The 13,353-nt window shown below is 72.9% G+C and carries 12 protein-coding genes; all 12 read left to right on the top strand.

Annotated elements, in window-relative coordinates; all coding sequences use genetic code 11:
* Window positions 1-141 precede the first annotated feature (141 nt).
* Window positions 142-1,137 carry a dihydroxyacetone kinase subunit DhaK gene (dhaK, locus tag CCO02nite_RS05205; protein WP_146842131.1) on the top strand — a complete coding sequence of 332 codons (996 nt, stop codon included), beginning with the start codon at window positions 142-144 and terminating at the stop codon, window positions 1,135-1,137.
* Window positions 1,138-1,193: 56 nt separating this feature from the next.
* Complete coding sequence (dhaL, locus tag CCO02nite_RS05200; protein WP_146841986.1) at window positions 1,194-1,904, top strand: dihydroxyacetone kinase subunit DhaL; 711 nt, start codon at window positions 1,194-1,196, stop codon at window positions 1,902-1,904.
* Window positions 1,901-2,641, top strand: a complete 741-nt coding sequence (gene dhaM, locus CCO02nite_RS05195) for a dihydroxyacetone kinase phosphoryl donor subunit DhaM (RefSeq protein ID WP_246117355.1) — start codon at window positions 1,901-1,903, stop codon at window positions 2,639-2,641. The genes dhaL and dhaM overlap by 4 nt, the downstream gene beginning before the upstream one ends.
* A gap of 177 nt (window positions 2,642-2,818) precedes the next feature.
* Window positions 2,819-3,451: a TetR/AcrR family transcriptional regulator gene (locus tag CCO02nite_RS05190; protein ID WP_146841985.1), complete on the top strand. Its 633-nt coding sequence runs from the start codon at window positions 2,819-2,821 to the stop codon at window positions 3,449-3,451.
* A gap of 76 nt (window positions 3,452-3,527) precedes the next feature.
* Entirely contained in the window at window positions 3,528-5,240 is a 1,713-nt protein-coding gene (locus tag CCO02nite_RS05185) for an MDR family MFS transporter (RefSeq protein ID WP_146841983.1), read from the top strand.
* The gene (locus CCO02nite_RS05180; RefSeq protein WP_146841982.1) at window positions 5,237-5,644 is read left to right on the top strand and encodes a DUF4233 domain-containing protein; all 408 of its coding nucleotides are present in this window, start codon (window positions 5,237-5,239) and stop codon (window positions 5,642-5,644) included. The genes CCO02nite_RS05185 and CCO02nite_RS05180 overlap by 4 nt, the downstream gene beginning before the upstream one ends.
* A gap of 42 nt (window positions 5,645-5,686) precedes the next feature.
* Window positions 5,687-6,121 (top strand): nucleoside-diphosphate kinase, encoded by a 435-nt coding sequence (ndk, locus tag CCO02nite_RS05175; RefSeq protein WP_146841980.1) that lies wholly within the window; start codon window positions 5,687-5,689, stop codon window positions 6,119-6,121.
* 40 nt (window positions 6,122-6,161) lie between these two features.
* Complete coding sequence (gene smc, locus CCO02nite_RS05170) at window positions 6,162-9,731, top strand: chromosome segregation protein SMC (protein WP_146841979.1); 3,570 nt, start codon at window positions 6,162-6,164, stop codon at window positions 9,729-9,731.
* 119 nt (window positions 9,732-9,850) lie between these two features.
* A complete protein-coding gene (locus tag CCO02nite_RS05165; RefSeq protein ID WP_146841978.1) occupies window positions 9,851-10,204 on the top strand; it encodes a hypothetical protein in 354 nt (117 codons plus the stop codon).
* A gap of 21 nt (window positions 10,205-10,225) precedes the next feature.
* Window positions 10,226-11,503: a signal recognition particle-docking protein FtsY gene (gene ftsY, locus CCO02nite_RS05160; RefSeq protein ID WP_146841977.1), complete on the top strand. Its 1,278-nt coding sequence runs from the start codon at window positions 10,226-10,228 to the stop codon at window positions 11,501-11,503.
* A 198-nt stretch (window positions 11,504-11,701) separates the two neighbouring features.
* Entirely contained in the window at window positions 11,702-13,009 is a 1,308-nt protein-coding gene (locus tag CCO02nite_RS05155; RefSeq protein WP_146841976.1) for an ammonium transporter, read from the top strand.
* Window positions 13,009-13,350 carry a P-II family nitrogen regulator gene (locus CCO02nite_RS05150; RefSeq protein WP_146841975.1) on the top strand — a complete coding sequence of 114 codons (342 nt, stop codon included), beginning with the start codon at window positions 13,009-13,011 and terminating at the stop codon, window positions 13,348-13,350. The genes CCO02nite_RS05155 and CCO02nite_RS05150 overlap by 1 nt, the downstream gene beginning before the upstream one ends.
* Window positions 13,351-13,353 lie beyond the last annotated feature (3 nt).

Below are 13,353 nucleotides of genomic sequence, written 5' to 3'. Positions count from 1 at the left end.
CCCGTCGTGTGCACAAACGTGCAGCACTGGTGCACGTCCTCCACTTGCCCGCTGCTGGTGCCCGACGCGAGGGTGAGGAGGTCGGTCGTGAAGCAGACGTACACCGGGCCCCACGCGGCGCCCGGGGATGGGACGGCGAGAGTGAAGAAGCTCATCAACGACCCGAGCACCGTGACGACGGAGTCCCTCGAGGGCTTCGCCGCGGCGCACGCGGACCTGGTCGAAGTGCATTTCGACCCGACGTACGTGAACCGCGCGGGAGGCGCGGTGAGCGGCAAGGTCGGCATCGTCAGCGGTGGCGGCAGCGGTCACGAGCCGCTGCACGGCGGGTTCGTCGGAGTCGGCATGCTCGACGGCGCGGTGCCGGGCGCGATGTTCACGAGCCCGACCCCGGACCAGATCGCACCCGCCCTTCAGGCCGCCGACGGCGGCGCGGGCGTCCTCGCGATCGTCAAGAACTACACGGGCGACGTCCTCAACTTCGAGACCGCGGCCGAGCTCGCCGACGCCGAGGGCGTCACGGTCCGCACCGTGATCGTCAACGACGACGTGGCCGTCCAGGACTCGCTGTACACGGCCGGCAGGCGCGGCGTCGCGGGAACGGTCGCGGTCGAGAAGATCGCGGGCGCGGCGGCCGAACGCGGCGACGACCTGGACGCCGTCACGGCACTCGCCGAGAAGGTCATCGCGAACGTGCGCTCGATGGGCGTCGCGCTCACCGCGTGCACGGTTCCGCACGCGGGCAAGCCGAGCTTCGACCTGCCCGACGACGAGATCGAGATCGGCATCGGCATCCACGGCGAACCCGGCCGCCGTCGCATCCCGCTCGCGTCCGCCGACGAGATCACCGAGATGCTGCTCACGCCGGTCGCGGACGACCTCGGTCTCGCGGGCGGTGAGCGGGTGCTCCTGTTCGTCAACGGCATGGGCGGCACGCCCGCCTCCGAGCTGTACGTCGTCTATCGTCAGGCCCGCGCGCTGCTGGAGGCGCGGGGTGTGCAGGTCACGCGCTCGCTCGTCGGGAACTACGTCACGTCGCTGGAGATGCAGGGTGCCTCCGTGACCGTGCTCCGGCTCGACGACGAACTGACCGCGCTCTGGGACGCCCCGGTGCACACCACGGCGCTGCGGTGGTGACACCGCAGCGGTGCCCGGCGACGGACTGACGACGTACGACGAGAGCGAGGGGTCGCATGACGCTGGACGTGACATGGGCGGTCGACTGGGTCCGACGATGTGCGGCGGTGGTCGCGGCGCACCGGGAGGAGCTGATCGAGCTCGACCGGCAGATCGGCGACGGTGACCACGGCGAGAACATGAACCGCGGCTTCACGGCCGTGATCGCCAAGCTCGACGCGCTCGTGACGCCGCCGGGAACCGTCGGTGACGTGCTCAAGCTCGTCGCGACGACGCTCATGTCCACGGTCGGCGGCGCGGCCGGACCTCTGTACGGCACGGCGTTCCTGCGGGCCGCGAAGGTGACCGACGCGCCGGCGATCGACAGCGCCGGCGTCGTCGCGCTCATCGAGGCCGCTCTCGAGGGCATCGTCGCGCGCGGCAAGGCGACGACGGGGGAGAAGACGATGGTCGACGCGTGGACCCCGGCGGCCGAGGCCGCTGCCCATGCGGCGGCACAAGGGGTCGATCCGGTAGGTGTGCTCGAGGTGGCCGCGCAGGCGGCTGCCGAGGGCGCCGAGTCGACGATCCCGCTCGTCGCGACGAAGGGCCGCGCGAGCTACCTCGGCGAGCGGTCGGCGGGGCACCTCGACCCGGGCTCGCGGTCGACCGCGCTGCTCCTGGCCGCCGCGAGTGAGGCCGCGCGCGACACGGCGCGCGACACGAAGCATGAGACGGTGGACGAGACGGTGGACGGTTCGGGGGCGGTTCGCGGGGCTGCGGGGTGACGCCCGACGAGGCCGACGGGGCCGGCGAGGCCGGCGGGGCCAGCCGACCCGACGATCCGGCCGGCGTCGCCCTCGTGCTCGTCTCGCACTCGAGCGACCTGGCGCGCGGCACGGCCGAGCTCGCGGGACAGATGGCGCCCGGTGTGCTCATCGTCGCCGCCGGCGGGACCGACCACGGTCTCGGCACGGACTTCGAGCGTGTGCAGGCGGCGCTGGAGTCGGCCGTGGCCGACGACCGGCAGGCGGTGGTCCTCACGGACCTCGGCTCGGCGGTGCTCACGACCGAGGCCGTGCTCGAGCTGGTCGACCCGGAGGTCGCCGAGCGTGTCCGGCTGGCCGACGCGCCGTTCGTGGAGGGAGCGGTCGCGGCCGCGGTGACGGCGCACGGCGGCGCCGACGCGGCGGCCGTGGCGGCGGCCGCGGTGCACGCCGGTGCGCTGTTCGCGTCCGACGCGGCGTCGTCGCAGGAGGCCGACGACGGAGCGCTGCGCGTGACCAGGACGCTGCTCAACCCGATGGGGCTGCACGCGCGGCCCGCGGCGGTCGTCGCACGCATGCTCGCGGACTACGACGCGAAGGTCACGGTGAACGGCGTGAACGCGGCGAGCGTGCTCGAGCTGATGAAGCTGGGTGCGACCCAAGGTGCGACGTTGACGATCGCCGCCGACGGGCCACAGGCGCAGGCCGCGCTCGACGCGCTCACCGAGGCGATCGACGCGGGGTTCGGCGAGATCTGACCGGCCGCTGTGCATGACCCGCGCTGTCGCAGACCGCGCTGTCGCGGTCCGCACCGGGGCGGTTCGCACCGGAGCAGTCCGGAATCTCACGGTTCGCGTGGTCACGATCCGTGCGGTGTGACGGATGTCGCACTCCTTGCGTCCGATGCAATATTGCAGTGGGTGTAACTTTGCTCGGTGCCCACCGCCCCGACCCTCACCGTCGCGACCGACGACGGCCTGCGCGAGCGCAAGAAGCGTGCGCGTCGCGCCGCGCTGATCGACGCGACGCACACGCTCGTCGCTCGAGACGGACTCGACGCAGTGACGGTCGAGGCGATCTGCGAGGCGGCCGGGGTCTCGACGCGCACGTTCTTCAACTACTTCGAGTCGAAGGACGACGCGGTGCTCGGCCACGGCCCGTGGCCGCTGTCGCCTCAGGTCGTGGGCACGTTCGTCGCCGGCGGTCCCACGGGTGACCTCGTCGACGACCTCGAGACGGTGCTGGGCGAGGTGGTCGCGCACCCGCCGATGGGCCACGACCGCTTCCGCGCCGCACTCGAGCTCGCCGCGCGCGAGCCGAGGCTGCTCGCCAAGCAGATCGCGTGGGTCGAGGCGCACCGCGGCGCGGTCGTCCGACTCGTCGCCGACCGGCTCGAGAGCACCCCGCAGCCCGACGGTGGCCCGGTGGTCGAACCGGACGCGGTCGCCGCGCTCGCGCTCGTGCTCGTCCACACGGCCGCGATGCGGTGGGAGGCGGCGGGCGACGACACCGACCCGCGCGACCACCTGCACGCGGTCGTCACCCAGCTCCGGGCGATCTTCGTCTGACCCCGCACACCCCCGCACGCTCCCGAACCACCCGGCGCGCCAACGCGCGTCGGGCCGCACGCAGAACGAGGTTCCGATGGCCACGGCCACCACCACGACCGACACGACGACCGCGACGACCGACAAGCCGCTCGTCGTCCTGACCCCCCGCACCGTCTGGCTGATCTTCGCGGCCCTGATGGCGAGCATGTTCCTGTCCTCGCTCGACCAGTCGATCGTCGGTACCGCGATGCCGACGATCGTCGGCGAGCTCGACGGCGTGGCCCACCAGGGCTGGGTCGTCACCGCGTACATCCTCGCGATCGCGATCGTGATGCCGCTGTACGGCAAGTTCGGCGACCTGTGGGGGCGGCGCTGGCCGTTCCTCGTCGCGATCGGGCTGTTCACGCTCGCCTCGGCGGGCGCCGGCTTCGCGTCGAGCTTCGGCTGGCTCGTGGCGTGGCGCTTCGTCCAGGGCCTCGGCGGCGGCGGTCTGATGATCCTGTCGCAGGCGATCATCGCGGACATCGTCCCGGCGAAGGACCGCGGGAAGTACATGGGTCCGATGGGTGCGCTGTTCGGTATCGCTGCCGTGATCGGCCCGCTGCTCGGCGGTCTGTTCACGGACCACGCGAGCTGGCGGTGGTGCTTCTGGATCAACATCCCGGTCGGCATCGCCGCGTTCACCGCCGCCTGGTTCACGCTCAAGCTGCCGTCGCACCGCTCGGACCGCCCGCTCGACATCGCGGGCATCGTCCTCATGGTGCTCGGCACGTCGGGCCTCGTGCTCGCGGCGAGCTGGACGTCCTGGTCGGGCAACAGCGGCTACGACTGGTCGGACCCCGCCCTGCTCGCGCTGGTCCTCGCCACCCTGGGGGCGATCGGGGCCTTCGTCCTCGTGGAGCTGCGCGCGAACGACCCGCTCCTGCCCCTGCGGCTGTTCCGCAACCCGACCTTCACGATCGCCACCGCGATCGGCTTCATCCTCGGTGCCGGCATGTTCGCGGCGCTCGCGTTCCTGCCCACCTTCCTGCAGATGTCCACCGGTGTGGGCGTGACCGAGTCCGGCTTCCTCATGCTGCCGATGATGCTCGGCGTCATGATCACCGCGATCGGGTCCGGTATCGCGATCACGAAGACCGGCCGCTACAAGATCTACCCGGTCGTCGGCCTCGCGATCACCGCGGCGGGCCTCGCGTGGCTCACGCGCATCACCGGCGACATGTCGATGTGGGTGTTCGGCGCCATGATCTTCGTGCTCGGCGCGGGCATGGGCCTCGTCATGCAGACGATCGTGCTCGCCGTGCAGAACTCGGTGGACCCGCACGAGCTCGGCACCGCGACGAGCTCCAACAACTTCTTCCGTGAGATCGGTGCCGCGGTGGGCACGGCGGTGTTCTCGACGATCTTCACGGCGAACCTGTTCGCGAAGCTGACCGAGGTGTTCGCGGACGCTCCGGGCGGCGGTGGCGATGCGGCGGGCATCACGCCGGAGGCCGTGCAGCAGCTCCCCGAGCCCTACCGGTCGGGCGTGATCGACGCGTTCGCCAGCACGCTCGCACCGTCGTTCTGGTACTTCGTGCCGCTCGTGCTCGTCGGGCTGGTGCTCGCGCTGTTCCTCAAGGAGGTCAAGCTCTCCGACGTGGCCGGCATGGTCGCGCGCGGCGAGGCCGTGGCGGCCGACGGCTCGGGCTCGCACGAGGCGAGTGACGACGCGGTCGTCGTCGTGGACGCGCTCACGGACCACGTCGAACCCGACGAGGTGGCCGTGACGGGTGGCCGAAGCCACGCCGGTAGCCTGGAGCCGTGACGTCCGACGCGCCGGCCGTGCGCCGCAAGCGCCCCGCGAAGCCCCAGTTCGCCCAGACGATCCTCGTGCTCGAGGCGCTGTGCGTGCTGTTCGCGACGCTCGTGGCGTACGGCCTGCGCGCCGCAGCCCCCGGGCTGGTGTGGGCGGTCGGTGGCGGCCTGGCGCTGCTGCTCGTGGTCGTCGCGGGCATGGTCGGGCGTCCCGGCGGGTACGCGCTCGGCTGGGTCGCGCAGGTGTGGCTGGTGATAGCGGCGCTGCTGCTGCCCGCGGTCGCGCGGGACATCGCGGTGCTCGTCGCCCTCGTGTTCGTCGCACTGTGGGTCATGGCGATCCGCATCGGCGGGCGCATCGACCGCGAGCGCGCCGAGTACGACGCGGCGCACCCGGGTGCCGTCGGGCCCTGACCGCGTGCCGCACGCGGTCGGCGCGCCGCTAGGGTTTCGACCATGACCGACGCACCCGCGCGCCAGCGCACCCTCGTCCTCGTCAAGCCCGACGGCGTCGCCCGCGGACTCGTCGGCGAGGTGCTCCGTCGCATCGAGGCCAAGGGCTACACGCTCGTCGCGCTCGAGCTGCGCACGGCGGATGCGGACCTGCTCGCGGAGCACTACGCCGAGCACGCGGGCAAGCCGTTCCTCGGGCCCCTGATCGAGTTCATGAGCTCCGGTCCCGTCGCGGCGGTCGTCGTCGAGGGCCACCGTGCGATCGAGGGCTTCCGCTCTCTCGCGGGGGCCACGGACCCGACGACGGCGGCGCCCGGAACGATCCGCGGCGACCTCGCACGTGACTGGGGTCGCAAGGTGATCGAGAACATCGTGCACGGCTCGGACTCGCCCGAGTCGGCCGCGCGCGAGATCGCGCTCTGGTTCCCGTCGCTCTGAACGACGTCGCCGGGCACACCGTCGCCCTAGACTCACCGCCGTGCACCTCAAGACGCTGACCCTGCGCGGGTTCAAGTCGTTCGCCTCGGCGACGACGCTGAGCTTCGAGCCGGGGATCACGTGCGTCGTCGGCCCCAACGGCTCGGGCAAGTCGAACGTCGTCGACGCGCTCGCGTGGGTCATGGGGGAGCAGGGCGCCAAGTCGCTGCGCGGCGGCAAGATGGAGGACGTCATCTTCGCCGGCACGTCCGGCCGCCCGCCGCTGGGCCGCGCCGAGGTCGCGCTGACGATCGACAACACGGACGGCGCGCTGCCGATCGAGTACACCGAGGTGACGATCAGCCGCACGCTGTTCCGCAACGGCGGTTCGGAGTACGCGATCAACGGGCAGTCGTGCCGGCTGCTCGACATCCAGGACCTGCTCTCGGACTCGGGTCTGGGCCGCGAGATGCACGTGATCGTCGGGCAGGGGCAGCTCGACGCGGTGCTGCGCGCGACGCCCGAGGAGCGCCGCGGGTTCATCGAGGAGGCCGCAGGCGTCCTCAAGCACCGCAAGCGCAAGGAGAAGGCGCTCCGCAAGCTCGAGGCGATGCAGGCGAACCTCACGCGCCTGGGCGACCTGACCGCAGAGATCCGCCGCCAGCTCGGCCCGCTCGGCCGTCAGGCCGAGGTCGCGCGCAAGGCCGCGGTCGTGCAGGCGGACCTGCGCGACGCGCGTGCGCGCCTCCTGGCCGACGACCTCGCGCAGCTCTCGTCCACGCTCGAGCAGGAGATCGCCGACGAGACCGCGTTGCTGGCCGAGCGCGCCCGCGTCGAGGACGGGCTCGCGCAGACGCGGGGCCGGCTCGTCGCGCTCGAGCGTGAGGCGGCTCAGGCCGCACCCGCGCTGTCCGAGGTCAGCGAGGTCTGGTACCGGCTCTCCTCGCTGCGCGAACGCCTGCGGGGCACGGCGTCGCTCGCGGCCGACCGCGTGCGCCTGCTGGGTTCCGCGGCGCCCGAGCGCGGTGACGGACGCGACCCCGACGACCTGGCGGCGCAGGCCGAACGCGTGCGCCAGGCCGAGACGGAGCTCGCCGCGGAGGTCGACGTCGCGCGGGCCGCACTCGAGGGTGCCGTGACGGCGCGACAGGCCGCCGAGCAGGAGGCGGGCGACGCCGAGAAGGAGCTCGCGACCGCGCTGCGCGGTGCCGCCGACCGGCGCGAGGGCGTCGCGCGGCTCGCGGGCCAGGTCGCGGCCCGGCGCAGCCGTGTCGAGGCGACGCAGGCCGAGCTCGGGCGGCTGAGTGAGGCGCTCGCCGCCGCCGAGCGGCGCGGGCTGGCCGCCAACGCGCAGTTCGCGGCGCTCGAGTCGCAGGTCGCCGGCGCCGAGGAGGGCGAGGAGGGCCTGGACGCCGAGCACGAGGCCGCGGTCGAGGCGCTCGAGTCCGCCACGGCCCGCGTCGCGGAGCTCAGCGAAGGCCTCGCCGCCGCCGAGCACGAACGTGCCGCGCAGACCTCGCGTGCCGAGACGCTCGAGCTGAGCCTGACCCGCAAGGACGGCGCCGGTGCCCTGCTCGCGGCCGACGGGCTGACCGGCACGATCGGCTCGGTCGCCGCGCTGCTGTCGGTCGACCCGCGCGACGAGGACGCGATCGTCGCGGCCCTCGGCGCGCTCGCCGACGCGGTGGCCGTCGAGTCCGTGGACGCCGCCGTCGACGCGATCCGGTACCTGCGCCTGCAGGACGCGGGCCGCACGACGCTGCTCGTCGGCGGTCCGGACGGTCCCGGCCGTGCGACGGCCCCGGACCTGCCGCCGGGCGTCGACCGGGCGGTCGACCTGGTGCGGGCGCCCGAGCACGTGCGGCCCGCGGTGCTGGCACTGCTCGGCGACGTCGTCGTCGTCGACGACCTGGCGATCGCGCGCGCGACGCTCGCGGCGCACCCCGACGTCGTCGTCGCGACCCGCACGGGCGACGTGCTGTCCCGGCACCGCGCGTCGGGCGGGTCCGCGACCGCGCCCAGCGCGCTGCACCTGCAGGCCGCGCTCGACCAGGCGCGCCAGCGCGCGGCCGAGGCGACCGCGGACGGCGAGCGGCTGCGCTTCGAGCTCGCGACCGCGACGCAGGCCCGTGCCGACGCCCGGTCCGCGCACGACGCGACGCTCGAACGCCTCAACGAGTCCGACGCCGCGATGGCCGCCGTCGCCGAACAGCTCGGTCACCTCGGATCGACCGCGCGCGCCGCGCGCGCCGAGGCGGAGCGGCTGCAGGCCTCGCTCGACGCCGCGTCGCGCACGCTCGAGGACGACTCCGTGCAGCTCGCCGAGCTCACCGAACGGCTCGCGGCCGCGGAGGTCGAACCCGCGCAGAGCGAGGCGACGATCGCCGACGGCGCACGACGACGCGACCGGCTCGCCGAGGGCGCCACGGCCGCGCGCACGCGCGAGACCGAGGCCCGCCTGACGCTGCGCACGCTCGAGGAGCGGGCCCGCGCGCTGTCCGGCCGTGCCGAGTCGCTCGAACGCGCCGCACAGTCCGAGCGGGCGGCCCGTGAGCGGGCTGCGGCGCGCGAGCGCGAACGGGTGCGTCAGTGCGCGGTCGCCGCCGCGGTGCGCGAGGGTGCGACGCGCGCGCTCGTCGTGCTCGAGGCCTCGTTGCTGCAGGCGGCCGACGAGCGTGCGGCGGCCGAGGCCGCCCGGACCGAGCGCGAGCAGCAGCTCGTCACGGCTCGGGCGCAGGCCGAGACGGCGGCGGCCGAGCTCGCGCGGCTCACCGATGCCGCGCACCGTGACGAGGTGGCCCGTACGCAGCAGAAGCTGCGCATCGAGCAGCTCGAGTCGCGCGCGATCGAGGAGCTCGGCCTGGACCCCGCGGTCCTGCTCGACGAGTTCGGACCCGACCGGGACGTGCCCGTCGTCGTGCCACCGGGCACCGAGCCGGACCCGGAGGCGCCGACGCACGTGCCCTACGTGCGCGAGCAGCAGGAGAAGCGGCTGCGCGCGGCCGAGCGGGCGCTGTCCCTGCTGGGCCGGGTCAACCCGCTCGCGCTCGAGGAGTTCGCGGCGCTCGAGGAGCGGCACAAGTTCCTCGTCGACCAGCTCGCCGACCTCAAGAAGTCGCGCGCCGACCTCCTCGAGATCGTCAAGGAGATCGACGAGCGCGTCGAGCAGGTGTTCGCGGAGGCGTACCGCGACACGGCCGCGGCGTTCGACGTCGTCTTCCCGCGACTGTTCCCCGGCGGCGAGGGCCGGCTGGTGCTCACCGACCCCGACAACATGCTCACGACCGGCATCGAGGTCGAGGCGCGCCCGGCCGGCAAGAAGGTCAAGCGGCTCTCGCTGCTCTCGGGCGGCGAGCGCTCGCTGACGGCGGTCGCGCTGCTCGTCGCGATCTTCAAGGCGCGCCCGTCGCCGTTCTACGTGATGGACGAGGTCGAGGCCGCGCTCGACGACGCCAACCTCGGCCGCCTCCTGGAGATCTTCCGCGAGCTGCAGGACGATTCGCAGCTCATCGTCGTGACGCACCAGAAGCGCACGATGGAGATCGCCGACGCGCTGTACGGCGTGACGATGCGCGGCGACGGGGTCACGACGGTCGTCAGCCAGCGGATGCGCGAGGACGCGACGGCCTGACCGCACCCGGCCCGCCGTCGTGCCCGGCTCGAGCGCCGGTGCGTGAAGATTGTGTGGCGAAAGCCGCCCGAGTCTGCACGCCACGCGACATCGGGCGGACCGGAGGCGAGGATGAAGGCGTGCCAGTCGTCATCGGGATCTTCGTCGCCCTGCTCGTCGCAGCCGCAGTGCTGGTGCTCGCGAGCGTGTTCTCGGCGCGGTCCGGGGGCACCACGGCGGGAGACGTCGCGGGCGAGGACTCGCTGTGGACCACGTTCCGACGTGGCCTGACCGGACGTCGGAACCCCGCTCCCGACCAGGTGGCCGCCGCCGCAGCCGCCGAGGCGGAGCCGGTCGACCTCTCGCTCGCCGACTTCCTGCGCGCGACCGCCGACGACGGCGAGCCGTACCTGCAGGCCGACGACCTCTCGGAGGGGCTGCGCAGCGCGGGTCGCAAGGCGGCGCGGGCGCTGCCCGGCCACAAGTCCGCCTGAGTCGACTGACAGACTGGTCCCGTGAACCCGGACCTTCTTCCCGTCCTGCTCGCTGCGGGGATCCCGATCGCGGTCGCGGTCGCCCTCGTCTCGCTCGTCGTCCGTCGCCGTCGTGACGACGAGAGCGCACCCCCGACGAGCCCGCCGACGAGCACCGTCGACGAGGTGCCGCAGCAGGCCGGACCCGCCGCCGACGAGGGTGACGGGACCGCCGCGCCGGGCGTCGCGCCGGGCGCCGGACTGCCCACTCAGCCGGGCGCCCCGCCCGACGCCGCGGCGCCCGAGGCGGTCGCGGTGCCCGAGCAGGCCGGCGCGCCCGAGGTCGAGACCGCGCCCGAGGCGGCGGAGCTCGAGGTCCCCGCCCCCGCGACGGGCCGGCTCGCGCGTCTGCGCGACAGGCTGGCCCGGTCGGGTTCGCCGCTCGGCGCCCGGCTGCTCGCGGTGCTCTCGCGCGACCACCTGTCCGAGGACGACTGGGACGAGCTCGAGGAGACGCTCCTGCTGGCCGACGTCGGCCCCGGACCGACCGGTGAGCTCATCGACGCCCTGCGCGTACGCGTTCGTGTCGAGGGTCTCCAGGACCCTGCTCAGGTGCGCACGCTCCTGCGTGAGCAGCTCCTCGCGCTCGTCGACCCGGCGCTCGACCGCGAGCTCGCGACCGCGCCGACCACGGGGGAGGACGGCACCGTCACGCCCGCGGTCCTTCTGGTCGTGGGTGTCAACGGCACCGGAAAGACGACGACGATCGGCAAGCTCGCACGCCTGCTCGTCGCCGAGGGCCGTTCGGTCGTCCTGGGCGCCGCGGACACGTTCCGTGCCGCCGCGGCCGACCAGCTCGAGACCTGGGGCTCACGCGTCGGCGTGCCCACCGTGCGCGCCGACCGCGACGGCGCCGACCCGGCGTCGGTCGCGTTCGACGCGGTGCGCACCGGCAAGGCGGCCGGCGTCGACGTCGTCGTCGTGGACACCGCCGGACGGCTGCAGAACAAGGCCGGCCTGATGGACGAGCTGGGCAAGATCACGCGCGTGATCGGCAAGGAGGCCCCGCTGACCGAGGTGCTCCTCGTGCTGGATGCGACCACGGGCCAGAACGGACTGAACCAGGCACGGGTGTTCGGTGAGGTCGCCGGCGTCACCGGCATCGTCCTGACCAAGCTCGACGGCACGGCCAAGGGCGGCATCGTCGTGGCCGTGCAGCGCGAGCTGGGCGTGCCCGTCAAGCTCGTCGGGCTCGGCGAGGGGCCCGACGACCTGGCGCCGTTCGACCCCGAGGCGTTCGTCGACGGCCTGCTCCATTAGCCCGGCCGGCACCGCGTCGCGGTGCTGCGGTGGCGCGCCGTCCCACGAGTCGGACGAATGCCCACCTGGAAACCGAACGTTTACACGCGCGGGCACCTTGTCACACGGCAGAAACCCACGCTGCGACCCGGCGAAATGCCCTTCCCCGAACGTTGTCCGCGACCGGCCGCCCGGCTGGCGAGGGGAGAGGCGATCTCTATGGACTTCACGCTGGACAGCGGAAACACAGCGTGGCTGCTCGCGTCCGCATCCTTGGTGCTGCTGATGACGCCGGGTCTGGCGTTCTTCTACGGCGGCATGGTGCGCGGCAAGAGCGTGCTCAACATGATGATGATGAGCTTCGGCGCGATCGGCGTCGTCGGCATCGTGTACGTCCTCTGGGGCTACTCGATGTCGTTCGGCACCGACGTCGGCGGGATCATCGGCAAGCCGTTCGAGTTCTTCGGCCTCGATGGCCTCACGGACGAGGCGAGCATCCTCGGCTGGGCGGGTGTTCCGGCGCTCGTCGGTGTGGCGTTCCAGGCGACCTTCGCGATCATCACGGTCGCGCTGATCTCGGGCGCGATCGCCGACCGCACCAAGTTCTCGACCTGGATGGTCTTCGCGGGGATCTGGGTGACGCTCTCGTACTTCCCGCTCGCGCACATGGTCTGGGGCGGTGGCTTCCTGTCGGCGTCGCCCGACGGCCTGTCCGCCAAGATCTTCGGCACGACGGACGGCGTGGCCACGGTCGCACCGATCGACTTCGCGGGCGGCACGGTCGTCCACATCAACGCCGGTATCGCGGCGCTGGTGCTCGCGATCCTCATCGGCAAGCGCAAGGGCTTCGCCAAGGAGCCGATGCGTCCGCACAACCTGCCGTTCGTCATGCTCGGTGCCGCCCTGCTCTGGTTCGGCTGGTTCGGCTTCAACGCCGGCTCCGCCGGTGCGGCCGACGGCGTCGCGGGCCTCGCGTGGGTGAACACGACGGTTGCCACCTGTGCCGCGATGCTCGGCTGGCTCGTCGCTGAGAAGTTCCGCGACGGTCACGCCACGTCGCTCGGTGCCGCCTCGGGTGTCGTCGCGGGTCTCGTCGCGATCACCCCGGCGGCCGGTGCGCTGAACCCGGTCGGCTCGATCATCCTCGGCGTCATCGCCGGTGTGCTCTGCGCCCTCGCGGTGGGTCTGAAGTACAAGTTCGGCTACGACGACTCGCTCGACGTCGTCGGCGTCCACCTCGTGGGTGGCGTGGTCGGCACGGTGCTGATCGGCTTCCTCGCGACCGACGACCGTGGCCTGTTCTACGGCGGCGACGCCAAGCAGCTGGTGATCCAGGTCCTCATCGCGCTCTCCGCGATCGTGTTCTCGGGAGTCATCACGCTCGTCCTCGGCCTGGTGCTGAAGGCGACCATGGGCTGGCGGGTCTCGGAAGAGGCCGAGGTCGGCGGCATCGACCTCGCGGTGCACGGTGAGACCGCGTACGAGACGCTGGGTATCGGTTCCCGTGTCGTGACGGAGGTGAAGTGATGACGAAGCTTGTGACGGCGGTCATCCAGCCGCACCGGTTGGACGATGTGAAGTCGGCCCTCGAGGCCGCGGGAGTCCGCGGGCTCACGGTGAGCGAGGCGAGCGGCTACGGCCGGCAGCGCGGGCACACCGAGGTCTACCGGGGGGCCGAGTACACGGTCGACCTGGTGCCGAAGGTCAAGATCGACGTCCTGGTCGCCGACGAGGACGTGGCCGGCGTGGTGGAGGTCGTGATCCGCGCCGCGCAGACCGGCAAGATCGGCGACGGCAAGGTCTGGGTGGTCCCGGTCGAGGACGTGGCTCGCGTCCGCACCGGCGAGCACGGCGACGACGCGCTGTAGCAC

Source organism: Cellulomonas composti (assembly GCF_007990245.1).
In the GTDB taxonomy this organism is placed as follows: Bacteria; Actinomycetota; Actinomycetes; order Actinomycetales; family Cellulomonadaceae; genus Cellulomonas; species Cellulomonas composti.
This window is presented reverse-complemented; position numbering and strand designations above follow the sequence as displayed.